21 protein-coding genes are annotated in these 24,430 nt (G+C 71.7%); 11 read left to right on the top strand and 10 right to left on the bottom strand.

The window, feature by feature from the left end; all coding sequences use genetic code 11:
• Window positions 1-98 precede the first annotated feature (98 nt).
• Window positions 99-632, bottom strand: coding sequence for a hypothetical protein (locus tag ACFYT4_RS15705; protein ID WP_389268603.1), 534 nt, complete (start codon window positions 630-632; stop codon window positions 99-101).
• Between the two features lie 96 nt (window positions 633-728).
• Here ACFYT4_RS15705 and ACFYT4_RS15700 point away from each other — a divergent pair, with 96 nt between their 5' ends.
• The 4 genes from ACFYT4_RS15700 (at window position 729) to ACFYT4_RS15685 (ending at window position 4,610) form a co-directional block, all read left to right on the top strand.
• Window positions 729-1,925 (top strand): cytochrome P450, encoded by a 1,197-nt coding sequence (locus ACFYT4_RS15700; RefSeq protein ID WP_389268601.1) that lies wholly within the window; start codon window positions 729-731, stop codon window positions 1,923-1,925.
• A gap of 222 nt (window positions 1,926-2,147) precedes the next feature.
• Complete coding sequence (locus ACFYT4_RS15695) at window positions 2,148-2,879, top strand: hypothetical protein (RefSeq protein ID WP_389268599.1); 732 nt, start codon at window positions 2,148-2,150, stop codon at window positions 2,877-2,879.
• A gap of 654 nt (window positions 2,880-3,533) precedes the next feature.
• On the top strand, window positions 3,534-3,929 hold the full coding sequence (locus tag ACFYT4_RS15690) for a cupin domain-containing protein (protein WP_389268597.1): 396 nt from the start codon (window positions 3,534-3,536) through the stop codon (window positions 3,927-3,929).
• Between the two features lie 42 nt (window positions 3,930-3,971).
• Window positions 3,972-4,610 carry a uridine kinase gene (locus tag ACFYT4_RS15685; RefSeq protein ID WP_389268595.1) on the top strand — a complete coding sequence of 213 codons (639 nt, stop codon included), beginning with the start codon at window positions 3,972-3,974 and terminating at the stop codon, window positions 4,608-4,610.
• On the opposite strand, the gene ACFYT4_RS15680 is transcribed toward ACFYT4_RS15685, so the two are convergent.
• The 5 genes from ACFYT4_RS15680 to ACFYT4_RS15660 all read right to left on the bottom strand — a co-directional run bounded on the left by ACFYT4_RS15680 (window position 4,583) and on the right by ACFYT4_RS15660 (window position 10,022).
• Window positions 4,583-5,551, bottom strand: coding sequence for a carbohydrate kinase family protein (locus ACFYT4_RS15680; RefSeq protein ID WP_389268683.1), 969 nt, complete (start codon window positions 5,549-5,551; stop codon window positions 4,583-4,585). The genes ACFYT4_RS15685 and ACFYT4_RS15680 overlap by 28 nt on opposite strands.
• Window positions 5,552-5,994: 443 nt before the next feature.
• Entirely contained in the window at window positions 5,995-6,897 is a 903-nt protein-coding gene (locus tag ACFYT4_RS15675; protein WP_389268593.1) for a pseudouridine-5'-phosphate glycosidase, read from the bottom strand.
• 37 nt (window positions 6,898-6,934) lie between these two features.
• Window positions 6,935-8,143, bottom strand: a complete 1,209-nt coding sequence (locus tag ACFYT4_RS15670) for an MFS transporter (protein ID WP_389268681.1) — start codon at window positions 8,141-8,143, stop codon at window positions 6,935-6,937.
• A gap of 392 nt (window positions 8,144-8,535) precedes the next feature.
• Window positions 8,536-9,066: a methylated-DNA--[protein]-cysteine S-methyltransferase gene (locus ACFYT4_RS15665; protein ID WP_389268591.1), complete on the bottom strand. Its 531-nt coding sequence runs from the start codon at window positions 9,064-9,066 to the stop codon at window positions 8,536-8,538.
• A 59-nt stretch (window positions 9,067-9,125) separates the two neighbouring features.
• A complete protein-coding gene (locus ACFYT4_RS15660) occupies window positions 9,126-10,022 on the bottom strand; it encodes a glycerophosphodiester phosphodiesterase (RefSeq protein WP_389268589.1) in 897 nt (298 codons plus the stop codon).
• Between the two features lie 258 nt (window positions 10,023-10,280).
• Between ACFYT4_RS15660 and ACFYT4_RS15655 the strand changes: the two genes are divergently transcribed.
• The 5 genes from ACFYT4_RS15655 (at window position 10,281) to ACFYT4_RS15635 (ending at window position 17,563) form a co-directional block, all read left to right on the top strand.
• A complete protein-coding gene (locus ACFYT4_RS15655) occupies window positions 10,281-11,162 on the top strand; it encodes an MHYT domain-containing protein (RefSeq protein WP_389268587.1) in 882 nt (293 codons plus the stop codon).
• A 121-nt stretch (window positions 11,163-11,283) separates the two neighbouring features.
• A complete protein-coding gene (gene uvrB, locus ACFYT4_RS15650) occupies window positions 11,284-13,413 on the top strand; it encodes an excinuclease ABC subunit UvrB (RefSeq protein WP_389268585.1) in 2,130 nt (709 codons plus the stop codon).
• A gap of 178 nt (window positions 13,414-13,591) precedes the next feature.
• A complete protein-coding gene (locus tag ACFYT4_RS15645; RefSeq protein WP_389268583.1) occupies window positions 13,592-14,170 on the top strand; it encodes a TerD family protein in 579 nt (192 codons plus the stop codon).
• Window positions 14,171-14,335: 165 nt separating this feature from the next.
• Complete coding sequence (locus tag ACFYT4_RS15640) at window positions 14,336-16,303, top strand: TerD family protein (protein ID WP_389268581.1); 1,968 nt, start codon at window positions 14,336-14,338, stop codon at window positions 16,301-16,303.
• A 219-nt stretch (window positions 16,304-16,522) separates the two neighbouring features.
• Window positions 16,523-17,563 carry a TerC family protein gene (locus tag ACFYT4_RS15635; RefSeq protein ID WP_389268579.1) on the top strand — a complete coding sequence of 347 codons (1,041 nt, stop codon included), beginning with the start codon at window positions 16,523-16,525 and terminating at the stop codon, window positions 17,561-17,563.
• A gap of 260 nt (window positions 17,564-17,823) precedes the next feature.
• On the opposite strand, the gene ACFYT4_RS15630 is transcribed toward ACFYT4_RS15635, so the two are convergent.
• From ACFYT4_RS15630 to ACFYT4_RS15615, 4 genes are read right to left on the bottom strand one after another with little or no spacing between them, the layout of a single operon-like run.
• Window positions 17,824-19,074 (bottom strand): ABC transporter permease, encoded by a 1,251-nt coding sequence (locus ACFYT4_RS15630; RefSeq protein ID WP_389268577.1) that lies wholly within the window; start codon window positions 19,072-19,074, stop codon window positions 17,824-17,826.
• Window positions 19,071-19,757: an ABC transporter ATP-binding protein gene (locus ACFYT4_RS15625; protein WP_389268575.1), complete on the bottom strand. Its 687-nt coding sequence runs from the start codon at window positions 19,755-19,757 to the stop codon at window positions 19,071-19,073. The genes ACFYT4_RS15630 and ACFYT4_RS15625 overlap by 4 nt, the downstream gene beginning before the upstream one ends.
• Entirely contained in the window at window positions 19,754-20,983 is a 1,230-nt protein-coding gene (locus ACFYT4_RS15620) for an efflux RND transporter periplasmic adaptor subunit (protein WP_389268573.1), read from the bottom strand. Before ACFYT4_RS15620 ends, ACFYT4_RS15625 begins: the two co-directional genes overlap by 4 nt.
• Window positions 20,983-21,534, bottom strand: coding sequence for a hypothetical protein (locus ACFYT4_RS15615; protein ID WP_389268571.1), 552 nt, complete (start codon window positions 21,532-21,534; stop codon window positions 20,983-20,985). The genes ACFYT4_RS15620 and ACFYT4_RS15615 overlap by 1 nt, the downstream gene beginning before the upstream one ends.
• A gap of 228 nt (window positions 21,535-21,762) precedes the next feature.
• Between ACFYT4_RS15615 and ACFYT4_RS15610 the strand changes: the two genes are divergently transcribed.
• Window positions 21,763-22,419, top strand: coding sequence for a response regulator transcription factor (locus ACFYT4_RS15610; protein ID WP_389268569.1), 657 nt, complete (start codon window positions 21,763-21,765; stop codon window positions 22,417-22,419).
• A gap of 254 nt (window positions 22,420-22,673) precedes the next feature.
• A complete protein-coding gene (locus ACFYT4_RS15605) occupies window positions 22,674-23,942 on the top strand; it encodes a sensor histidine kinase (protein ID WP_389268567.1) in 1,269 nt (422 codons plus the stop codon).
• Window positions 23,943-24,430: the final 488 nt, after the last annotated feature.

Raw genomic sequence — 24,430 nt, 5'->3', positions numbered from 1 at the left:
GGGGCGGCAAAGAAGCACGCGGGCAGAAGAAGCACGCGGTAAGGCGGGCCATGCGGGTCGGTGGGGGCCGGTGGGGGCGGTTCCCGCGCCGGCTGGGCTCACAGCGCCTCCGCCCACCCCCGCAGCCTCGCGAAGTCGTCGTCCCGCAGCCCCCACTTCGGATGGATGCGCAACAGCAGCGCGGGGGCGTCGTGGTGTTCGGCGACATGGGCCACGTCCCGCGCGGTCAGCATGTCGTCGACCCAGGCGAATGGCCGTCCCGCCGCCCACTCCAGTACCGGGCGGGTCTTCCAGAGCAGACCGTCGGGGTCGGCGGGGAAGGATTCCGGCCATTCGACCACCGGCAGATCCGGGGGAAGCCCGACACCCGGAGCGATCAGGGTGTTGGCCTCGTGCATCCACGCACTCGCCCAGGCGAGTTCGAAGGGGAGCCCGGTGAGCCGGGGCCCGTGTGACGCGTTGAGGCGGACCCGGAGGCCGCGGCGGTGGCGGCGGGAACCGGGAGTCTGACGGGACAGCCAGACCGCGGGGCGCAGACGGTGGGTCGTATAGCCGCGCAGACGGGGCAGACGCGCGGCGAACGGGTTGAGCGGGCCGTCGACGTCGAGGAGGAGGAGCGGGCGGTCTGTCATGGGAGAGAACCTTCTCAACGTCCGGCCGGATCTCGGCGCAAAATCATCGCTTGACTTCCGTGATGGAGCAACTGTGAACGCCCTTAGGGTGACCCCATGACGAACGAGGACCCGACCGGCGAACTGCTTGCAGATCCGTACGCCGTGTACGACAGGCTCCGCGAGACCGCGCCGGTGCACCGCGTCACCGGGCCGGACGGACTGCCGGTCTGGCTCGTCACCCGCTACGAGGACGTACGGCACGGCCTCGCCGATCCGCGGCTGTCCCTGGACAAGCGGCACTCGGCGCCCGGTGGATACCGGGGACTCGGGCTGCCGCCCGCTCTGGACGCGAATCTGCTGAACATGGATCCGCCCGATCACACCCGGATCCGACGGCTGGTCTCCCGGGCGTTCACCACCCGCCGGATCGAGGAACTGCGGGAGCCCGTCCGCCGTATCGCCGACGATCTCCTCGACGCCATGGCGGGGGACGGCCGGGCGGACCTCGTCGCCGCGTACGCCGCGCCGCTGCCCATCACCGTCATCTGCGAACTGCTCGGAGTGCCGCCGCAGTCCCGGCGCGACTTCCGCGAGTGGACGGACGCGCTGCTCATGCCCGATCCCGCCCGGCCCGGCCGGACCGGGGAGGCCATGGCGGCCGTGGTCGGCTTCTTCTCCGAACTCCTCGCACACAAACGGGCCCGGCCGGACGACGATCTGCTGTCCGCGCTGATCGCGGTGCGGGAGGAGTCCGGGCCGGACGGCACCGACCGGCTCAGCGAGGACGAGCTGATGTCGCTCGCCTTCCTGATCCTCTTCGCCGGGTACGAGAACACCGTCCAGCTCATCGGCAACGCGGCTCTCGCGCTCCTTCGCCACCCCGGGCAACTGGAGGCGCTGCGGGCCGATCCGGGCCGGATCGGGGCGGCGGTGGAGGAGTTCTTCCGGTACGACGGACCGGCGCTGCTGGCTCTGCGGCGCTTCCCCGTCGAGGACATGACGATCGGCGGAGTGACCGTCCCGAAGGGCGAGACCGTACTGCTCTCCCTGGCGTCGGCCAACCGCGACCCGGGCCGATTCCCCGAGCCCGGCCGGCTCGATCTGGACCGGGACACCGCGGGCCATGTCGCGCTCGGGCACGGTATCCACTACTGCCTCGGGGCACCCCTGGCCCGCCTGGAGACCGAGGTCGCGCTCACGGCCCTGCTGGAGCGCTTCCCGAAGCTCGCGCTCGACGTCCCGGAGCACGAACTCCGCCGCCGGCCGTCGACACGAGCCAGAGGACTGCTCGAACTGCCTGTTCGTTACTGACGTCCGGCCCTGCCGAAGCGGAGGCGGCGCGCCTGCCTCGGCCGTCCGCACCCGGGCCCGGGCGCGCGCCCGCCCGGTGGCCTACCGGCCGACCGGGTCGTGACCGCGGGCGCGGGCCCGAGGCCGGGGCGTGCCTCCGGGCCGTACAGCCGGGCCGTTCGACGTGGGCGCGGGCCCGGATAATGGCTCGAACACCCGTTGCGGTCTTGCTAGCGTGAGCGCGTGGCAAAGCTGAATCAGATCATCGCAGTGGAGAAGGGCGTCAAGTCCAAGGCACACCAGGACCTCACGTCCGCCCATCACGGCCTCCAGAAGCCCGCGCTGCTCGCCGGGATCTCGCGGACGTACCAGCCGAAGGACGAGGAGGGCGAGCAGCTGCCGCCCGAGTCCACCCGCGTGCAGGTCAAGGCGGAGGACGTGCTGCGCGAGACGGCGAAGACCCTCACCCGCCTCTTCGATGTGACCGCCACCAAGGACTGGGCCAACTGCTCCGCCCGTGCCGATGTCACCGTGGACGGACAGGTGCTGGTACGGGAAGTACCGGTGGCGTACCTCCTCTTCCTGGAGAAGCAGCTGACGGACATCAACACCTTCGTGCGCAAGCTGCCGGTGCTCGATGCCTCCGAGTCGTGGACGCAGGACCCGTCGACCGACGCGTGGAAGACGGACGCCGTGCGGACGCTGCGCACCAAGAAGGTCCCCCGTAACCATGTGAAGGCCGAGGCGACCGACAAGCACCCCGCGCAGGTCGAGGTCTACTACGAGGACATCCCGGTCGGCTACTGGACCACGGTGAAGTTCTCGGGTGCGCTTCCGGCCCGGCGGGTGAACGAACTGCTGGACCGGGTCGAGAAGCTCCAGCAGGCCGTCAAGTTCGCGCGCGAGGAGGCCAATGGCGGGGAGGTCACCGACCAGAGAGTGGGTGACGCGGTGTTCGGCTACCTGTTCGGATAGCGGGTAGCCTCACGAACCCCCCGCCCGCGATGCGGGCGGGGTGCGCGAGGAGCGCAAGCTGAAACTGAGGCTTGTCGTGATCAGGCGGTTCCAGTGGAGGTTCGAATCCTCCCCGCGGCACCACGAATTCGGGCCGCGGTAGCCCAAGCCGGGCAGAGGCAGACCGCCGTCAGACTCAGACTATTGCTCCAGATTCAGCATTCGCCGCCGATCGCCGGATCGACCGGGCCCGAGCCCCGGGCGTCGAAATGCCGGTTCAACTCCGGCCCGCACAGCTCGATGTGCGGTGGTCCAAAGGCAGGACGCGACGACATGATGACTGACTCGGGTCCTCAAGTGCGCCGGCGTGCCCCATGGGCGGCATTCACAGGGCTCGGAGGCTGGCTAAGCCTCCGGGCCCGCTCCCGTATTTCACCTGCATTTCCCTTTCCGGTACCGGCGTTCGCCTTGCTACCGTAGGACGGTTCGGCGAAAGGGCGCGGACGGGAGTCGGCGACAGAACGCCGATGCCGCGTCACGGAGTTGGAGGGTTCCATGGAACTCACGGACAGGCCGCGGCACACGAGGCGCACGGGGTGTGCGGGGCGCGCGGGGTGTACGGGACGGGGACGCGGGGCGAGGATCCCCGCAGACTGTCCGGCGGCGCCGGCGAGCGTGCCCGCGGCGGACGTCTCGCCGGGTGGCGGTGTCTCCGGCACGGTCCTCGCGCGGGGCGTCTCGCAGGAATCGCTGCATCTGGGGGCGGAGGGCGCAACCGATGTGATCGTGCGGACGATCACTCTCGCACCCGGCGGCTCCACCGGCTGGCACTACCACCCGGGGCAGCTTCTCGCCGTCGTGACGTCGGGAACGCTGACACGGACGCTTGAGGACTGCACGGTCGAGGTGACCCCTGCCGGGGGTGCCTTCATCGAGCCGTCCGGAGCACGGAACCGGCACATCGGGCGGAATCTCGGCAGTGAGCCGGTGGTGCTGTATCTGACCTATCTGCTGCCCAAGGACGGCCCCCTGTCGGTCGACGCGGACGCCCCGCCCTGTGCTGGCGACTAGTCGCCAAACGCTCGACGCCCCGCCCTGCACGATGATGGACTGGTGAGACTCGAAGCGATCACCTGGGAGCGGCTGACCGAAGCCATCGCCGACAAGGTCCTGGAGACCGAGGCCGAGGACGGCGGCTCCTGGGTGCGCATCGGGGTGGACGGGGCCCCCGCCGCGCGAGGCGGGGAGTTCGCCGGACGGGTCGAGGAAGCACTGCGGCTGCGCGGGCGCGGTGGCATCGTCGTCGGCACCGGCGGATTTCTGCGCCCCGCGTCACTGCGGTACGAGCACGGGCGGTACGACCCCGACGCGTACTACAGCGACTGGTTCGACACCGGCGCCCTGCGGCGCGAGGTGTTCGGCCCCCTGGAGACGGGCGGCAGCGGGATGGTGCTGCCCGATCTCCGGGATCCCGTGACCGACCGGGCGACCCGGAGCCCGCGGACCGAACTGCCGCACGGCGGAGTGCTGCTGCTGCACGGTCCGTTCCTCCTCGGGCACTGGTTCCCGTTCGATCTGACCGTGCATCTGGGGCTGTCGCCCGCGGCCCTGCGCCGGCGTATGGACCACAGCGAGCACTGGACGCTGCCCGCGTTCCAGAGGTACGAGGAGGAGGTGGGGCCCGCGGAGGCCGCCGATGTGCTGGTACGAGCCGATGACCCGCGTCACCCGGCGTGGGGCGGCATGGGCTGAGGTGAACGCCCGGAGCGGGGGACGGTCGGGGGAGTCGGCCGGCCGCCGATGAGCCTCACCGCCTCCGAGCCCGCGCGGCAGCCCTCCTCCGCCGCCGTCGCCGGGTCGGCACCCGACAGACGGGCGGCCAGAAACGCTCCGGTGAACGCGTCACCCGCGCCCGTGGTGTCGACGGCTCGTACGGAGGGGGCCCGGACGCGGGCCGTGACCGCGCCGGACTCCGCCACCAGGGCTCCCTCGCGCCCCAGCGTGACGACGGTCAGCGGGACGCGCCGGCTGAGTGCGGCGGCGGCCTTGGCCGGGTCGGTCAGGCCGGTGAGGAGACGGGCCTCGTCGGCATTCGGGACGAGGACGTCCACGCCGTCGAGTAACGACAGCATCCGGTCCACGCCCAGGGCCCGGATGAAGCCGGTGGACGCGGGGTCGACGCTCACCGGCGTCCCGTGTGCGCGGGCCGATGTACGGGCGAGCCCCGCGAGCCGGCGGCTGATGTCCGCGAAGAGCAGATACCCGGAGAGATGGAGGTGACCGACGCCGTCCAGCAGGGACGGCGACCAGTCGGCGGGCGAGATCCGCAGCGCCGCGCCGCTGTCGGTGAGAAAGGTCCGCTCGGCGGTCGCGTCGACGAGGGCGATGACCGTCGCTGTGGGCACGGTGTCATCGGCCACCAGCAGCGAGTGGACCCCGGCTGCCCGCAGGTGCTCCGTGTGCCAGTCGGCCTGGTCGCGGCCGACCCGCCCCAGGAGCCGTACGCTCCGGCGCCCCCGGCGCGCCGCCCAGCAGGCGACATTGGCCCCCGCGCCGCCGGGGAGGATACGGATACGGGCCGCCGTGTCCGTGCCGTGCGCCAGGGCCGTGGAGTGGCGGGCGACGACATCGGTCACCACCTCGCCGATGACAAGGAGGGCGGGGGCGCCATCGGGCGCGGCGGAGTGGCCCAGGGCGCCGGTGACCGGGAGCCGGGGCTCCGCGAGCCCGTGCCCGGCCGGAGCGACGGGCTGCCCGTCGGGGTGGCTCCCGTGTTCCGGGGCGCCGGGCAACGCGTCCGCCGTGCCTTGGGGATCTGTGCCGCCGTGGTCCTGCGCGCCCCGGCCCGGACGGGCACGGAACGCGTGGCCACGGTCCGGATGGGCACGGTCCGGGTGGGCGGCCGGTCCGGTCGGCGTTTCCCCGCGGTCGTGGGCGGCAGGCCGGGGAACGCCCTGCCGCTGCGCGTCCCCCTGCCCGGTGTGCCGGGAGCACCCACCCCGGTGTCCTTCGCAGGGTCGACCGTCGGGTCCGGGGCTCCCGCTCCCGGAGCCTTTGTCCGCCGGGGCGGCGGGACCCGACCCGTCGCCTGCCGCACCCTCGCCCGCCGGGACGCGGGCGGCGGGGGTGGTGCCGTTCACAGGGCCGCCGCCACCAGGGCTGCGAGGCGGACGTTGCCCCGGATCGCCGACACATTGGCCTCCAGCGACGCGCCGTTGGTGCGGCGCGCGAGGAAGTCCAGCAGGAACGGTGTCACGGACTGGCCCGTGATGCCGCGTTCCGCGCACTCGTCGAGGGCTTCGCCGAGGACGCGGTCGTGCAGGGCCGGGTCCAGCTGCTCCGACTCGGCGACCGGGTTGGCGACGATCAGCGCCGACTCGGGGCCGCCGAGAGCCTCCCGGGCGTGGATCACCTCCGCCACCTGCTCGGGGGAGTCGACGGTCCAGTCGACCGGCGCCCCGGAGGACGTCAGATAAAAACCGGGGAAACGATCCGTCCGGAAGCCGACGATCGCCACGCCCAGCGTCTCCAGCCGCTGCAGCGTCGCGGGCACGTCCAGTACGGACTTCACCCCCGCACAGACCACGGTGATCCCGGTCCCCGCCAGCACCCGCAGGTCCGCCGACTCGTCCTGCGAATGGGTCCACTCGCGGTGCACCCCGCCGAGCCCGCCGGTCGCGAAGACCCGGATCCCGGCCCGCGACGCCAGGAACGCCGTCGCCGAGACGGTCGTCGCCCCGCTCGCCCCGGTGGCGAGGGCCGGCGCGAGATCCCGGTGACCCAGTTTGCGTACGTCGTCGTCCCGCGCGACCCGCTCCAACTGGCCCTTGTCCAGGCCGATGTGCACCCGTCCGTCGAGCACGGCGATCGTGGCGGGAACAGCTCCCCCGGACCGTACGAGCCCTTCCAGTTCGGCGGCCACGGCGAGATTGCGGGGGCGCGGCAGACCGTGCGCGATGATCGTCGACTCCAGGGCCACCACGGGCCGGTGCGCGGCGAGCGCTTCCTGTACTTCCTCTGACACGTCGGTGAGCAGCATGTCCCATCCCTGGCACAGGGAACGGCGGCCCAAACCCTCAGTCGAGCGACCTGCGTACGGTCAGGACGGCCAGCGGCAGCAGCAGACCCGCGCCGATGACATTCAGCCATCCGTAGCCCGCCTGGGCGACGACAAGTCCCGCGAGCGCGCCGCCCACGCCCGCGGAGGCGTTCATGACCAGGTCGGACAGCCCCTGGACGGGCGCGCGGGCGGGCTGCGGCACGGAGTCGGTGAGCAGCGCCGAACCGGCGACCACCCCCGCCGACCAGCCGAGCCCCAGAAGGAACAGTCCGGCCGCGTTCTGGGCGTGGCTCGGACCCGCCGTACCGGCCAGCAGCGCGGCCACGGCGAGCAGTCCGACGGCGAGCCCGATCACGGCCAGCCGGCCGACCCGGTCCGCCAGTCGGCCCATCACCGGGGAGAACGCGTACATGCCCGCGATATGGCCGCTGATGACGAGGCCGATCAGCTCGATGCCCGCGCCGTGATGGCTCAGGGCGACCGGGGTCATCGACATGATCGACACCATCACCGTATGTGCCACGGTGATGGTGACCAGGGCGAGCACGGCCATCGGCGACTCCCGTACGGCACGGACGGCGGCACGCAGGGAGCGTTCGCTCGGCGAGCCGTCGGCCGGGGACAGCGCGCGGGACGTCAGCAGCGGATCGGGGCGCAGCAGCACCTGCAGCACTGCGGCGGCCAGCAGGAACACCCCCGCGGCCCAGACGAAGGGTCCGGCCGCCGAGGGGACACCCAGCCAGGCGACGCTGCGGCCCGCCGGGGCGGCGATGTTGGGGCCGAGGACCGCCCCGATCGTGGTCGCCCACACCACGGTGGAGATCGCCTGCCCGCGCCGCTCGGGCAGCGCGAGATCGGCGGCGGCGAACCTGGCCTGGAGGTTGGCCAGCGAGGCGGCGCCGAACGCGGCCAGTCCCACCAGGAGGAGCGGGAAGTTCTCGACGACGGCGCCGAGGACGACCACGCCCGCGCCCAGGGCCCCGATCACATACGCGAGCACCAGTCCCGGGCGCCGTCCCCGGGCGGTCATCAGGGCGGCCAGCGGCATCGACAGCAGCGCGGTCCCGGCGACGGACGCGGTGGACGCCAGCCCGGACAGCGCGTCGGACCCGGTCACCTGCTGTGCCAGCACGGCGGCGAGGGCGACCCCGGTGGCGATCCCGAGGCCGCCGAGGATCTGGCTGGCGACCAGGACCGAGGTGACCCGGCGGCGCAGCGCGGGCAGTTCGTCCTCGGAGACCGTTCCTTCCGGCGGAGCCGTGCCGAGGGGGCCTGTGGCGGACCGCGCGGGGTCCGCCACGGACTCCCTGCCCGTCACCGAGGGGCCCGGAGCCGTGGATCCCGGGAGTGCCGTGACACTCCCGGGATCCACGGCTCCGGCATCGGATATGTCAGGTGCGTCAGGGTTCGTGCTCACGTGCGCAGTGTGCCAGCTCGTTCAAGTCTGTACGAAACCGCCGTCTTGGCTCCCACCTCGGATTTCCCTCGTGTCCCGGGCCGGTCCGGGTGGCGCCGCGCCGGGTGGCGCCTCCACCGCGGCCGCCGGCACCCCGGCTCGTCGTACGGCACAAGACGCCGTACGACGAGCCGGGGCCGGACGAAGGACCTCGCGGACCCTCAGAACAGCGGTTCCGGAAGGACCCCTTCCAGTGCGAGCAGCCTCCGCTTGGTCTCCAGGCCGCCGCCGAAGCCGCCCAGCCCGCCGTCCGTCTCCACCACCCGGTGGCACGGCACGACCACCGGCAGTGGATTGGACCCCATGGCCGCCCCCACGGCCTGGGCGGCGCCCGGCTGTCCGACACGGGCGGCCAGGTCGCCGTACCCGACGACCGTGCCGAAGGGGACCGCGGCCGCCAGCTCCCGCAGCACCTCGCGGTTGAACCCGCCGGACAGCGACCAGTCGAGCGGCAACGAGAACTCCCGCAGATCGCCCGCGAAATACGCCTCCAGCTGGCGTATCGGCTCGGCGAGCCGGCCCGTCGCGTCCTCCACGGGCTCGGCGGCGAGACGTGCAGCCAGTTGACGCAGCGCCGTGTCCCGGACGCGCGCGTCGGCGTGGAAGACCACAGCGACCAGGCCCCTGCCGGTTGCGGCCAGGAGCAGCGGGCCGATGCCGGTGCCCACGACGGTCCACTCGAAGCTCTTCATGCGAACCACCGTACGACCGGGCACCGACATCGCCCGCGCGAGCGCTCCCGCGGCCCGGCTCAGCCCACCGTGTCGCGCACCACGTCCGGGTTGTTGGTGATGATCCCGTCCACCCCGAATCCGGCCACCCGGGCCGCGCCCGCGGCGTCGTTCACGGTCCAGGTGTGGACCTGGAGCCGCTTGCCGTGGGCGCCCTTGAGCCGCTGAACCGAGGCCACGTAATCGGCCGTGATGGTGGAGGCGGCCGGGTTGATCTGGTCGGTGAAGGCCGCGTACGAGGGCAGATCGGCGACCGTGGGGGTGCCGAGGAAGCCGGTGATCACATCCGGCCGCTGCCGGTGCACGGCCTTGACGCTGTCCGCGCCGAAGCTCTGGACGACGAGCTTGTGCCGGACGTGTTTGCGGTCCAGCCAGCCCTCCTCGCGCAGGACGCGCAGGGTGTCCTTCTCGATGCCCGGGTACAGCTCGGGCCGCTTGATCTCCAGCAGCAGCTTCTGGCCGTTGCGGTCGACCCGGTTCAGATACTGCTCAAGCGTCGGGATCCGCGCGCCCGCCCACGTCGGGCCGAACCAACTGCCCGCGTCCAGCGTGGCGATCTCGGCGGCGGTGAAGTCCCGCACGTTCCACGGAGCGCGTCCGGGGAACCGTTCCTCCACATCCGTGGTGCGCGCGAGCGTGTCGTCGTGGATGACGACCAGTTCGCCGTCCCTGGTGCGCTGGACGTCGTTCTCGACCCAGGCGAAGCCCATGCGGTCGGCGAGGTCGACGGCGGCGAGGGTGTTCTCGGGCGCGGCGCAGGACGCACCCCGGTGCGCGATGATCAGCGGATCGCCGTACCGGCCGGCCGACGCGGGCGCGGTACGGCCCCTTTCGTCGGCCTGGGCCACCGGTCCCGAGAACAGTGCCGCGCCGAGACCCAGGACGGCGGCGGTTGCTGCGACAGGACGTGCGTACACCTTGACTCCTCTGGAGGCCGGGTTGCGGATGTGCCGAGAGTGGCAGTTGTCAGCCAATGAGGAGCAGGCAACGCGTGGCAAAAATGTGAACGAATGCACACAGAACGCGTCACGTGATGGTTTCTGTGGAGATAAATCTCCCCCCACGTGTTTGCCAAACCCCTTCGGGGTCATACCCTCACCCCCTGAACACACGTTCCATCGGGGGATCGCGCGACCAAGACCAGGACTGCGGGATTCAAGGGCAAGGACCAACTCATGCAGGGAACCATGGACGGCTTCTCCTACGGACTCGTCACACCCGTAGCCGCCTATGTGATGGCCTGTCTCGGCGCGGCGCTCGGGCTCCGCTGCACGACCAGGTCGGTACGGAACACGGAATCGTTCAAAGCGGGCTGGCTGGCCCTCGGCGCCACCTCGATCGGCTCCGGCATCTGGACGATGCACTTCATCGCCATGATGGGCTTCACGGTCGACGAGGTCCCGATCACCTACGACCGCCCCATCACCTTCGCCAGCCTCGCCGTGGCCATCGTGATGGTCGGCATCGGGATCTTCATCGTCGGATACCGCGGCGCCACCCCGATGGCACTCATCACCGGGGGAACGGTCACCGGACTCGGTGTGGCCTCCATGCACTACCTCGGAATGGCCGGAATGCGGCTCCAGGGCAGCATCAAGTACGACACCTTCACCGTCGTCCTGTCCGTCGTGGTCGCCGTCGTCGCGGCCACCGCGGCCCTCTGGGCGGCCGTCTCGATCCACGGCTTCCTGGCCAGCCTCGGCGCCAGCCTGGTGATGGGCGTCGCGGTGACCGGCATGCACTACACGGGAATGGCCGCGGTCAGCGTCCATCTCCACGGAGTGCCCACGTCCGCCGGTGTCGGGGAGTCGGCGACCACGCTGCTGCTGCCCATGCTGCTCGGACCCGTGATCTTCCTGCTGCTCGCGGGAGTCGTCGTGATGTTCGACCCCATGCTGGTGATGGGGGACCCCGAGTGGAACAAGCCCGGCAAGAAGGGGGCGCAGGCCCCCGGGATCCCCGCCGCGGGCGCCGGAATGACGCTCGGGACCCGTCCCGCCGGCTGGGCCACCGATCCCACGATGCACCGGGAGGCTCCGCGCGCCGACGGCTGGTGACCGCCCGGAAGGGCGGCATCGACCGCCTGACCAGGCATGGTCCCGGGGCAGGGCCGTTCGCCCCGGGGCCCGCGCACGGCTTCGGCACCCGGTTGTCAGTGGGGGGTCGTACGGTGGATCCATGCGGCCCGTTTCCAAGATCGAACGTACGGTGGCGCCCTTCGAGGTCGTCAGTCACTTCCAGCCCAGCGGCGACCAGCCCACGGCCATCGCCGATCTGGAGCGCCGTATTCTCGCGGGCGAGAGGGACGTCGTCCTGCTCGGCGCCACCGGCACCGGCAAGTCGGCGACCACCGCCTGGATGATCGAGAAGCTTCAGCGCCCCACCCTGGTGATGGCGCCGAACAAGACCCTGGCCGCCCAGCTGGCGAACGAGTTCCGCGAGCTCCTGCCCAACAACGCGGTCGAGTATTTCGTCTCGTACTACGACTACTACCAGCCCGAGGCGTACGTCCCCCAGTCGGACACGTACATCGAGAAGGACTCCTCGATCAACGAGGAGGTGGAGCGGCTGCGCCACTCGGCCACGAATTCCCTGCTGACCAGGCGCGATGTGATCGTGGTCGCCTCCGTCTCCTGTATCTACGGCCTCGGCACCCCACAGGAGTACGTCGACCGGATGGTCCCTCTCCGGGTCGGTGACGAGATCGACCGCGACCAGTTGCTGCGCCGCTTCGTCGACATTCAGTACACACGCAACGACACGGCGTTCGCCCGGGGCACCTTCCGGGTCCGCGGCGACACCATCGAGATCTTCCCCGTCTACGAGGAGCTGGCCGTCCGCATCGAGATGTTCGGGGACGAGATCGAGGCCCTGTCCACCCTCCACCCGATCACCGGGGAGATCCTCAGCGAGGACCGGTCGCTCTACGTCTTCCCCGCCAGCCACTACGTCGCCGGCCCCGAGCGCCTGGAGCGGGCCGTCGACGACATCGAGAAGGAGCTGGACCAGCGGCTCGCCGAACTGGACAAGCAGGGCAAGCTCCTGGAGTCCCAGCGGCTGCGCATGCGCACCACGTACGACATTGAGATGATGCGCCAGATCGGCTCCTGCTCCGGCATCGAGAACTACTCGATGCACTTCGACGGCCGCGACCCCGGCTCGCCCCCCAACACCCTCCTCGACTACTTCCCCGAGGACTTCCTGCTGGTCATCGACGAGTCCCATGTCACCGTCCCCCAGATCGGCGCGATGTACGAGGGCGACGCCTCCCGCAAGCGGACCCTGGTCGAGCACGGGTTCCGGCTGCCGTCCGCACTCGACAACCGGCCGCTGAAGTGGGAGGAGTTCACCGAGCGGATCGGGCAGACGGTCTATCTCTCGGCCACCCCCGGGGCGTACGAACTCTCCCGCGGCGACGGTTTCGTGGAGCAGATCATCCGCCCCACCGGCCTGGTCGACCCCGAGGTCGTCGTCAAGCCCACCGAGGGCCAGATCGACGACCTGGTGCACGAGATCCGGCTGCGGACCGAGAGGGACGAGCGCGTCCTGGTCACCACCCTCACCAAGAAGATGGCCGAGGACCTCACCGACTACTTCCTCGAACTGGGCATCCAGGTCCGCTATCTGCACAGCGACGTCGACACCCTGCGCCGGGTCGAGCTGCTGCGCGAGCTGCGCTCCGGCGAGTACGACGTCCTGGTCGGCATCAACCTCCTGAGGGAGGGCCTCGACCTGCCCGAGGTCTCCCTGGTGGCGATCCTCGACGCCGACAAGGAGGGCTTCCTGCGCTCCGGCACCTCGCTGATCCAGACGATCGGCCGCGCGGCGCGCAACGTCTCCGGCCAGGTCCATATGTACGCGGACAAGATCACCCCGGCCATGGAGAAGGCCATCGAGGAGACCAACCGCCGCCGCGAGAAGCAGATCGCGTACAACACCGAGAAGGGCATCGACCCCCAGCCGCTGCGCAAGAAGATCAACGACATCGTCGCCACCATCGCGCGCGAGGAGATCGACACCGAGGAACTGCTCGGTACCGACTACCGCAGGCCCAAGGGCGAGAAGCCGGGCCGGGGAGCCAAGGCCCCGGTCCCGGCGACGGCCGCCCGGGCGGGCGGGTCCGGCACCCGGGGCGAGCTGCTCACCGACCGCCCCGCGGCCGAACTGGCCGGGATCATCGAGGAGATGACCGAGCGGATGCGGGCCGCGGCCGCCGACCTCCAGTTCGAGGTGGCCGCGCGGTTGCGTGACGAGGTCGGCGAACTGAAGAAGGAGCTGCGCCAGATGAAGGAGGCGGGCCTCTCCTGAATCACGCGCACCGGTGTGTTTCCGGGGCCCGAATCGGGGGTGCCGGGGCCCGGGCACCTGGTGTGTTGCAAGACCGACACAAAAACCGGCCAATTGTGCCGCACCGTTGACGCGACTGCGTAGGGTGCTGATGAGCCGCTCATATGGGCGGGGCACTCAACCGAGAAGGGGACAGCGCGTGACGGTCAATATGACCAAGGGTCAGGCCATCAGCCTGCAGAAGAGCGACGGGGGCACTCTCACCGCAGTGAGGATGGGGCTCGGCTGGCAGGCGGCTGCCCGCCGCGGTCTGTTCGGCTCGCGCACCAAGGAGATCGACCTCGACGCGTCCGCGGTGCTGTTCGCCGACAAGCAGCCGGTGGACGTCGTCTTCTTCCGCCACCTCGTCAGCGACGACGGCTCCGTGAGGCACACCGGGGACAACATGGTCGGCGGCGCCGGCTCGGGCGGGGACGACGAGGCCATCCTCGTCGACCTCGCGCGGGTACCGGTCCACATCGACCAGATCGTCTTCACGGTGAACTCCTTCACCGGCCAGACGTTCCAGGAGGTGCAGAACGCCTTCTGCCGCATCGTCGACGAGACCAACGGCCAGGAGCTGGCCCGCTACACCCTCGACGGCGGCGGCAACTACACCGCGCAGATCATGGCGAAGGTGCACCGCGTCGGGGGCGGCTGGACGATGACCGCCCTCGGCAACCCCGCCAACGGCCGCACCTTCCAGGACCTGATGCCGGCGATCCTGCCCCACCTGTAGGCACCCGCAGGCGGGACCGCAGGACACCGTACGGACGTACACGCAGCTCCCGGAGGCGGGCAGGCCACCGGGAGCTGCACCGCTTACCACCATCGGGCACCGCGCACACGACCACCCGCGCCCGCCCGACGACAGCACCGACTACAGCATCGAGGGGACAAGGCGATGACGGCCGAGCTGGTCCGTGGGCAGAACCATCCGCTGCCCGACACCCGCCTGGAGGTCCGGGTGTCCGCCGGCCATCCGATGGTGGCCTGCGCCACCTGCTCCGACGAGCAGGGGGCCGTACGGGACGAATGGCTCGCCCATCCCGGCGCGCCGGCGCTGCCCGGCGTGGAGGTCCCCCCGGGCGTCACCGAGGCACCCCGCTTCAGCGTCGACCTGGACGCCGTGCCCGCCGCCGTGCACCAGGTCAGCCTGCTGCTCGCGCTCCCCGAGGGCACCGGGGGCCCGGCGCACTTCGGAGCCACGGCCGCGCCGTTCCTGGCCGTCATCAGCCGGGACGGCGTCGAGGTGGCCAGCTTCACCATCACCGGCCTGGACGCCGAGACCGCGCTCGTCGCCTTCGAGCTGTACCGCCGCCAGGGCGCCTGGAAGGTGCGCGCGGTCGGACAGGGGTACGCGGGCGGGCTCGCCCAGCTGCTCACCGACCAGCGCGTCGACCGGGCCCGGGAGCGGGCCGCCGAGATCCAGGGGGCCGTCACCCCGCGCCCGCCCCGGGCGGAGCCCGCGCACCTGCGTACGGGAAGCGCCGCCGACGGCGCCTACGGCCGCACCTCCGGCTCCCGGCCGAACCACACACCCGCACCGGACGCCACCGTCGCGGACGGGCTCACCGGGCCGGGCGGCCCCCAGCCGGGCCCCGCAGACGGCCAGCAGGACGCCACGGCCGATGCCCCGACCGTGCCCGGCGGCCCCATCGACTACGCGCACCCCCGCCGCCGCTCCGCCCCGCCCCCGCCGCCCCCGGCCACGCCCGCCGCCGAGCCCGGCAGGCCGTCGCGGCCCGTCGCGGGCGACGCCACCGGCTGGTCCATGGAGGAGCGGCTCTACAACCAGATCTGGGGCATGTTCGAGGACCTGGCCCGTACCGTCGCCGCCTACCGCAGCGCCGTCGAGTTCGCCGAGTCCCGGATGGACCAGGAGCTGGACCAGGCCCTGTCCGACCCGCGCAGCCGGATCGGAGGAGCCGGTGACGCGGCCCGCGCGGCGGCCCGTGCCAAGTGCGAGCAGCTGACCGTCCAGGCCCGCCAGGCGCTCGACCGCGACCTCGCGCAGCTCGCCGCCGAGTCCGATGTCGTCGAGCCCGCGCTGCCGCCCGCCTTCGCCCGCTGGGACAACCCCGTCTGGCACGCGTACCGCGTGCCCATGGAGAACCCGATGGCGCTGCGCCTGGGCGACCTCCAGCTGCCCGAGACCCCGGAGCTGCGCATTCCGTTCCTGATCAGGCTGCCGCTGGAGCGCGGTCTGTGGGTGGACAGCGGACGCGCCGGTTCCGAGGCCGCGATCATGCTGGACGAGGCCCAGCTGAGGAAGCTCGCCGTGGACTGCGCGGTCACCCACGCGGCCCGGCTGCTCGCCGTCCACCCGCCCGGCGACTTCACGGTCCATGTGATCGACCCGGCGGGCACCGGAGCCACCTCGTTCGCTCCACTGGTCCAGTCCGGAGTCCTCGCCGCGCCGCCCGCCACCGGCGCGCAGGGAGTCACCGAGACCCTCGCCAGGCTGACCCAGCGGGTGGATCTGGTGACCATGGCGGTGCGCGGCGGCGCGGCGGACGCCCTGCCGCCCGATCTGGACACCTCCGAGCAGCTGCTCATCGTCAACGACTTCCCGCACGGCTTCGACGACCGCGCCGTCACCCAGCTGCGCTATCTCGCCGACGAGGGCCCCTCGGTCGGGGTGCATCTGATGATGGTCGCCGACCGCGAGGACGCGAGCGCGTACGGGCCCGTGCTCGACCCGCTGTGGCGCTCGCTGCTGCGCATCACGCCCGTGCCGGACGACCATCTGGCCGACCCCTGGGTCCGGCACTCCTGGACGTATCAGCCGCCTGCGGTGCCGCCGGGCAGCGCGATTCTGCGCCAAGTGCTGGACCAGGTGACCGCCGCACGGCGATCCTGGGGTCGCTGACCTGCGTATTTGAATATCTCTTTACCAATCGCTTTACCCTTCCTTGGGCTGTCCTGTACGCTCCTTTGAGCGGAGGGGAGTACTCCCGGCTGCGGCGTGCCCGTCAATACGGACCGACAGGTCCCGGGGCGTCGGCCCGAGGTGGCAGGTGTCACCGGGTGGAGGAGACCTCCGGCAGCGACGACGCTGATCAAGTAGCCGTACGACGCCGGAGGCGCAGTGGACGTTTCATTGACTCTTTGGGTGCTGACCATTCTCGGTCTGGGCACCCTGATCGCCGTCGACTTCTTCATCGGGCGCAAGCCCCATGACGTGTCGATCAAGGAAGCCGGAATCTGGACGATCGTCTGGATCGCCCTGGCCGTGCTCTTCGGTATCGGTCTGCTGATCTTCGGCAGTAGCCAGTCCTCCGGAGAGTTCTTCGCCGGCTTCATCACCGAGAAGTCGCTCAGTGTCGACAATCTTTTCGTCTTCGTCCTGATCATGGCGAAGTTCTCGGTGCCCTCCCACCTCCAGCAGCGGGTGCTGCTGGTCGGTGTGCTGATCGCGCTGGTCCTGCGGGCCATCTTCATCGCCGCCGGCGCCGCGATCATCGCCAGCTTCTCGTGGGTCTTCTACATCTTCGGCGCGTTCCTGATCTACACCGCCTGGAAGCTCATCCAGGAGGCGCGCTCCGACGACGAGGAGGACGAGTTCGAGGAGAACCGCCTCCTGAAGTCCATCGAGAAGCGGTTCGGCGTCGCGGACAGGTACCACGGCACCAAGCTCTTCATCCAGAACAACGGCAAGCGCGTCCTGACGCCGCTGATGGTCGTCATGCTCGCCATCGGCACCACGGACATCCTGTTCGCGCTGGACTCCATCCCCGCGATCTTCGGACTGACCCAGGACCCGTACATCGTCTTCACGGCCAACGCGTTCGCGCTGATGGGTCTGCGCCAGCTGTACTTCCTCATCGGCGGACTGCTGAGGAAGCTGGTCCACCTCAGCTACGGCCTGTCCGTGATCCTCGGCTTCATCGGCGTCAAGCTGGTGCTGCACGCACTGCACGAGAGCGGGGTGCACGTCCCCGAGATCTCCATCCCGTTCTCGCTGGCGGTCATCTGCGGTGTGCTGATCATCACCACCATCACCAGCCTCATCGCCTCCAAGAAGCAGTCGGAGCGGGAGGCCGCCGAGGCCGCGGCCAAGGGCGAGGTGACGGAGTCCGCGTCGTCCTCGAAGTCCAAGGACGGCGACAAGGACAGCATCGGGGCCTGAGCCCCGGCCGCGGACCGGCCCCACCGCGCAGGAAGGGCCGGCCCGCCGGGGCTCCGGCGACTTCGGGGGTCCGGCGGGCCGGACCCCCGGGTCCCGCCCGCCGGGACCGCTTCGGACACGACCTCCGAAGCTCGGGTGGGCCGGAGGCCCCGGACCCCGGCCCGACCGGGAGAGGCCCGTACGGCACAGAACGGTGGGTGTGGCGGCTCGGCCGTCGCACCCACCGTTCCCGGTTGTCCGGGCCCCGTCCGGCCCGGGCGCTACGGCGTGGCCAGCGCCTCGGTGGGAGAGAGGCGGGAGGCGCGTACGGCCGGGTAGAGACCGGCCAGCGCGCCGATGGCCAGCGTCGCGCCGACACCGCCGAACACCGCCCACGGCGGCACCACGGAGGGCCAGCCCTGGTAGACGGCATAGCCGACCGTCACACCGGACCCCAGCGCCGCCCCGCCCAGCCCGCCGAGCGCGGACAGCAGCAGGGACTCCGCCAGGAACTGCGTACGGACCTGCCCCCGGGTGGCCCCCAGGGAACGGCGCAGCCCGATCTCGGCCCGTCGCTCCAGCACCGAGATGACCATGGTGTTGGCCACCCCGACACCGCCGACGAGCAGGGCCACCGCACCCAGGCCCAGCAGCAGACCGGTGAACGCCTCACCCGCCGCCTGCTGCGCCGCCAGCGCGTCCGAGGGACGGGACACCTCGGCCTCGTTGGGCGCCTGGGGACTCGCCGTGGGCCCCAGCACATCCCGTACGGCCGGTACGGCGGACTCCTCGGACCGGGTGTAGACGGTCGTCGGATGCCCGTCGAAGCCCAGCTCCGTCTGGGCCACCGGCCAGCCCACCAGGGCGGCTGTGTCCAGTTCCGGGGCCAGCGGGGCCTTCTCCAGGACGCCCACGACGGTGAACCACCTGCCGTCGATGAGGATCTGGGTGTCGGGGCCGATCCGGCCGATGCCCAGACGCTCGGCCGCCGTCGCGCCGAGGACCGCCGCCGGGTACTTGCTCGTCGCGGCGTTCAGCCAGGTGCCGCTGCGCAGCTCCGCGGCGACCGCCTCCCGCAGGTCTGTGCGCGCGGCCAGGGCGACGAGACCGCCCGTCTCCGCCGGGGGGATCTTGCTGTTGCGGTAGATCTTGGCGTCGGCGATCTCACCGACCGCCGACACGGATTCCACCGGGCCGATCCGGCTGACCATGGCCTCGGCCTCCATCGGCAGCTGGGCGTCCTCGCCGGTCATGGTCGAGCCGGGGGCGACGGTCAGCAGATTGGTGCCCAGCGCGGCGAGCGTACGGTCCAGCTCGGCGCGGGACGAGGACGAGATGCCCACGACCGCGACCATCGCGGCGATACCGATCGCGATGCCCAGCGCCGACAGAAAGGCGCGCATGGGGCGGGTGCGCAGCCCCACCGCACCGACCTTGATCACATCGCGCGGCCCCAGCCGGGCAGGACGCAGATCCCGAGCGTCGGCCGGCTGTGTCCTGTCCTTCTCCGGCAGCAGTGCGCTGGAGGTCACGGTCCCACCCCCACCGGCGCGGTGACGACGTCCTCGACCACCAGGCCGTCCCGCATCCGCACCTGGCGGGGGAGCGATCCGGCGATCTCCCGGTCATGGGTGATGACCACCACCGTGGTGCCCGCGGCGTGCAGCTCGCGCAGCAGTGTCATCACACCCTCCCCCGACACCGAGTCCAGCGCTCCGGTCGGCTCGTCGGCGAGCAGCAGCGGAGGGTCGCCCGCCACCGCACGGGCGATGGCCACACGCTGGCGCTCACCGCCGGACAGCTCATGGGGTTCGTGGTCCATACGATGGCCGAGCCCCACCCGCTCCAGCGCCGCCGCGGCCCGGCGCCGGCGCTCGGCGGAACGGAACCCCGAGTACAGGAGCCCGTCCGCCACGTTGTCGAGCGCGGGGGTGCCGGACGCCAGATGGAACTGCTGGAACACAAAGCCGATCCGGCTCGCCCTGAGCGCGGACAGTTTGCCGTCGGAGAGCGCGCCCACGTCGTACCCGTCGATGTGCACACGTCCCGAGGTGGGCCGGTCCAGCGTGCCCAGCACGTGCAGCATCGTCGATTTGCCCGAACCGGACGGGCCGACGATTCCCACGAGTTCGCCGCGTGCGATCCGCAGCGACACGCCGCCGAGCGCGGTCACCTCGCCCGCGTAGACCTTGGTCACTTCCGTCAGAGAGATCACTTGGGTATCCCCACGGTCGTGCCCTCGGTGATGCCCGTGCCGGACACCTCCACCCTGCCGTCCGCGAACAGGCCGGTGGTGACCGGGACGTACGAGGTCTTGCCGCCGCTGACGACCTCCAGGCCGAAGCCGCCCTCGGCGAGTGCCAGCAGCGCGGAGACCGGCACGGTCAGCACGTCCTTGCGGGTCTCCGCGGTGAAGTTCACCGTCACCGACGCCAGGGCGTACGACTCGGCCGCCTTCTGGGCCTTCTCGTCCTTCAGGGCCACCACCACCTCGATGACGGTCGAGGCCTCCTCCTCCTGCCCGGACGCCGCCTGGTAGATCGTGGAGACGTCGTCGACCCGCCCGTTGACCACCGTGTCGTCGGGCAGGGTGACGCCGACCGTCGCCCCCTCCTTCGCCAACTGCTGGTCGGCCACGTCGAGTTCCACGGTGACGGCTTTCGCGGTCCCGGTGTACGAGAGCACCTTGCCGCCCATGGAGACCGCGCTGCCCACATCGGCGTCCAGCGCGTCGATCCGTACCTCGCCGGACGCGAACACCACCCGTCCCAGCTCCACGGCCCCGGTCTCGTCGAGCCCCAGGTCCTCCTGCCACTCCTTCACCGCGGACGCCGTCGTCCCGGTGAACTCCTCGTCGACGGTGAAGCCGCTGTAGCCGAGCGCGGAGAGATTCCGCTCCAGCTGCTTGACGTCCTGGCCCTCGACGCCCTCCTTCAGCTCGCGGTACGCGGGCAGGGAGCCGTACATCAGGGTCACCGGCTTGTTGTCCACCTCGTACAGCGGCTTGCCCCGGCCGACACGGTCACCCGACTCGGGGAGATCCGTCAGCGTGCCGGTCAGCCGGCCGGAGAGTTCCGTCGACGGACCGTACCCCAGCTGGCCGTCGGCATCGTGAACGTCCTCCAGGGTCTGCTTCGTCACCTTGGCCGTGCTCGGCGGCAGATCGCTCGCGGCACCGCCGTCCGACGAACCCTGGTCCCCGCCGAGGCCCAGCGTGGCGACGGTGACCGCGCCGCCCGCGGCCAGTGCGGCGAGGGCGACGGCGACCTTCCGGCCGCGCCTTCTGCGGCGGCGTGTCCTCGGCCCACGGCCCGGTTCGCCGTCACCGGGCGCGTCGGGGGTGGCGTCGGGTGCCGCCTCGCCGGGCGTCGCGGCGGGTGTGTCCCCGGGCGTGCCGGCCGGGCGCCCGTCCGTCAGCTCCTCCACGGTCGGTTCCCCCATCACTGCCCCTCGGGCTTCTTCGGGCGCATGGACTTGCACTTCTCGTCCGCCGCCTTGAAGTCGGGGTCCTCGCCGACGCTCCGGTCCATCTTGATGCCGCCGCCCGCAGCCGGGTCGGGGAAGCCCTCGACGCCGTTCTCGCGCATGCACTGGGCGAGCTTCCGCATCGCCTCGGCGGCCTTCGGGTCGATCTTGCCCTTCCCCTTGGCCGCGGGCTGGAACTGACGGCACGCCTTCATGGCCTTGTCCACGTCGGCCTTGTTCGTGTTCTTGTCCAGTTCCAGGACGAACCTCCCGTCGTCCTTCGGGTCCTCCATCGGAACGCCGTTGTCGCGCATGCACTTCGCGAACTGCAGGGCCTTGTCCCTTCCGTCGCCGTCCGGCCCGTCGGCTTCCCCGTCCTTGGCCTCCTTGGCGCCGGACGCCTTGCCGGTCGCCGCCGAGGCCACGTCCTTCTGGTCCGAGCCGGACGAGCAGCCGGCCAGCGCCAGGGTCAGCGCGAGCGGCAGGACCGCCAGAGCGGCGTGCGCCCTGCGGGTACGTGATCGCATGGAGTCGTCTCCTTCGCTGCGGGCCGGAGGAGTTCCGGCCGCCCGAGGAGTGATGGAACGCAGTCGGCCGTTTCCTCTCCGTTTCCGGTCCCGGACCGCCCGTACGGCGGACTCCGGCGGCCCGGGCTGCTAACAGGGAGGAAACGTGGCAGCCTCCACCATGGACCCCCGGGATCGCGCCGCGCCGGATGCGGAGCGGCCCCCACCGGGAGAAGGAAGGTCACGGGGATGCGGGTTCTGGTGGTGGAGGACGAGCCGATGCTCGCCGGCGCGATCGCCGAGTGGCTGCGCGAGGAGGCACACGCCGTCGACATCGTCCACGACGGCGCGTCGGCCCTGGAGCGCATCGACGTCAACGACTACGACGTGATCGTGCTCGACCGGGACCTGCCGGCCGTCCACGGGGACGAGGTCTGCCGTCGACTGGCCGAGTCCGGCGCCGTCGCCCGGGTGCTGATGCTCACCGCGGCCGCCGAGATCGCCGACCGGGTCGACGGGCTGGGCCTGGGGGCGGACGACTATCTCACCAAGCCGTTCGCCTTCCCCGAGCTCGCCGCCCGCGTCCAGGCGCTCGGCCGGCGCTCCCGCCCCGCGGCGCCCCCCGTCCTGCGCCGGGCGGGCATCACCCTGGACCCGGCCCGCCGCGAGGTGTTCCGCGAGGGACGGTTCGTGCCGCTGTCGCGGAAGGAGTTCGCGGTCCTCGCCGAACTGCTGCGCGCGGACGGCGCGGCGGTCTCCACGGAGCATCTGCTGGAGAAGGCATGGGACGAGCACGCGGATCCGTTCACGGGGGCGGTCCGGCTCGCCGTGCTCAAGCTGCGGCGCAAGCTCGGCGGCCCACCGGTCGTCGAAACCGTTACGGGAGTGGGGTATCGGATCCCATGAACGACGCCGAGCCCCGAGCAGACCAGGGTCACCGGTCCGAGCGGGAGCCCGGCCCCGGGTTCCGGGGGCGGTCCGGGTCCCGGCGCCGGTCCCGCTCAGGGGCCGGGTCCGCCGGTGCCGGGCCGGCGCGGGGGCCGGAGCCCACCGCCGGGCCGGAGCCCACCGCCGGGCCGGAGCCCACCGCCGGGCCGGAGCCCACCGCCGGGCCGGAGCCCACCGCCGGGCCGGAGCCCGGGCCGCGGGACTCCGGTTCTGTGTCCGTGCCGGGGCCGGGAGCGCGGACACGGGCCGGGCGCCGGCCGCGGGGGCCGGGCCGGATCCTGCCGGCCCGGATCGGACTGCGCACCCGGCTCACCCTGATCTACGGCGGGCTCTTCCTGGTCGCCGGCGTGGTGATGCTCGGCGTCACCTATGTCCTGTTCAACCAGCAGCTCAACGGTGGGGGACCGAAGATCATCTCTGCCGTGAACAAGCCGTCCCCCGACGCGTCCCCCGGCGCGTCCCCGCCCCCGCTGCCCACAGCCGTCGAAGGCAAGCAGGTCAAGGCCGTCGACGAGAAGTGGATGAAGGCGCAGCGGGAGAAGCTCAACGACGCCGCGGTCACCACCCTGCTCGGCCAGGGCGGCCTGGTCCTCCTCGTCGTCGGCGGAGCCGCGGCCGGGTTCGGCTGGCTGGTCGCCGGCCGGGTCCTGGCCCCCCTCCACCGGGTCACCGAAACCGCGAGCCGTATCGCCGCCGCCCCGGCGGCCGGCCGGGGACTCCACGAACGCATCGCCCTGAGCGGCCCCGACGACGAGGTCAAGGACCTCGCCGACACCTTCGACACCATGGTCGAACGGCTGGACCGCTCCTTCGACGGCCAGCGGCGCTTCGTCGCCAACGCCTCCCACGAACTGCGGACCCCGCTCACCCTCGGCCGTGCCCTCGTCGAGGTCGCGATGCACCGCAAGGCGGCGTCGGAAGACGTCAAACAGCTGGGCGAGACCCTTCTGGAGATCAATATCCGGCACGAGCGGCTGATCAGCGGCCTGCTGCTGCTCGCCGACTCGGAGAACGAGATCACCGACCGGCTCCCCGTGGATCTGGCCGACGTCGTCTCCCATGTGGTCGCGCAGACGGGGCCGGAGGCAGCGCGCGCGGGCATCGCCGTCCACGAGAAGGCGGAGGAGGCCACGACCACGGGAAACGCGCTCCTGCTGGAGCGCATGGTGCACAACCTCGTCGAGAACGGCATCCGCCACAACTCCGGCAGCGGTGGCTCGATCCATGTGATCAGCCGCACCGGCGCCGACGGAAGCGCCCAGGTCGAAGTGAGCAACACCGGGCCAGTGGTGCCGCCGTACGACATTCCCACCCTGTTCGAACCGTTCCGCCGCCTCGGCAGCGACCGTCTGGTCAGCACGAGGGGAGCGGGCCTGGGGCTGTCGATCGTGCGGGCGGTGGCCCGTGCCCATGGCGGCACGGTGGAGGCGAGTCCGCGCAACGGCGGGGGACTGGTGGTGACGGCGACGCTTCCGCCGTGACAGGGGCGGGCCCGGCTCGGGCCTCCCGATCCGGCGGGGTCCGTACGCGTACGGCGGGACCCGGGTGCGTACGGCGGGGTCCTTGCGCGTGCGGCAGGGGCGGTGCGCGTGCGGCGGGTCGGCAAGGGTACGGCTCCGATGCGGCCGGTCCCGTACGGGCGCGGCCCCCGGCGTGAGGCGGCTCCGGCCCGGCGTACGGTGATCCGGCGGGGCGGCCCCGGACCCGCGACGACCCGGCGTACCGTGATCGGCCACGCCCCCGGGGCGGGCGCATCACCGCACGGGGTGCGCGCCCCCTGGCCACGCCCGCGGCGCGGTGCGGCCCGGTGACGATGAACCCGGCGCAACCCGGCGTGCGTCCGACGGCGTGTACAACCCTGCACCTGCCGCAGCCCGCCCGCCCCGCGCCCGCGGGCCCGGACCCGACGAGGACGTGACCCATTCGTACCCCCGAAGAGGAGCCCCTCCCCGCCGCCCTGCGGCTCGAC

This window comes from Streptomyces sp. NPDC004609 (genome assembly GCF_042873655.1).
Taxonomy (GTDB): domain Bacteria; phylum Actinomycetota; class Actinomycetes; order Streptomycetales; family Streptomycetaceae; genus Streptomyces.
This window is presented reverse-complemented; position numbering and strand designations above follow the sequence as displayed.

What these genes read in the sequence shown, in the direction of transcription:
- ACFYT4_RS15665 (WP_389268591.1), bottom strand. Translation starts at nt 9,066, where the DNA reads ATGAAGAGCTTCGAGTGGACCGTCGTGGGCACCGGCATCGGCCCGCTG.
- ACFYT4_RS15700 (WP_389268601.1), top strand. Translation starts at nt 729, where the DNA reads ATGACGAACGAGGACCCGACCGGCGAACTGCTTGCAGATCCGTACGCC.
- uvrB (WP_389268585.1), top strand. Translation starts at nt 11,284, where the DNA reads ATGCGGCCCGTTTCCAAGATCGAACGTACGGTGGCGCCCTTCGAGGTC.
- ACFYT4_RS15705 (WP_389268603.1), bottom strand. Translation starts at nt 632, where the DNA reads ATGACAGACCGCCCGCTCCTCCTCCTCGACGTCGACGGCCCGCTCAAC.
- ACFYT4_RS15610 (WP_389268569.1), top strand. Translation starts at nt 21,763, where the DNA reads ATGCGGGTTCTGGTGGTGGAGGACGAGCCGATGCTCGCCGGCGCGATC.
- ACFYT4_RS15655 (WP_389268587.1), top strand. Translation starts at nt 10,281, where the DNA reads ATGCAGGGAACCATGGACGGCTTCTCCTACGGACTCGTCACACCCGTA.
- ACFYT4_RS15620 (WP_389268573.1), bottom strand. Translation starts at nt 20,983, where the DNA reads ATGGGGGAACCGACCGTGGAGGAGCTGACGGACGGGCGCCCGGCCGGC.
- ACFYT4_RS15675 (WP_389268593.1), bottom strand. Translation starts at nt 6,897, where the DNA reads ATGCTGCTCACCGACGTGTCAGAGGAAGTACAGGAAGCGCTCGCCGCG.
- ACFYT4_RS15615 (WP_389268571.1), bottom strand. Translation starts at nt 21,534, where the DNA reads ATGCGATCACGTACCCGCAGGGCGCACGCCGCTCTGGCGGTCCTGCCG.
- ACFYT4_RS15640 (WP_389268581.1), top strand. Translation starts at nt 14,336, where the DNA reads ATGACGGCCGAGCTGGTCCGTGGGCAGAACCATCCGCTGCCCGACACC.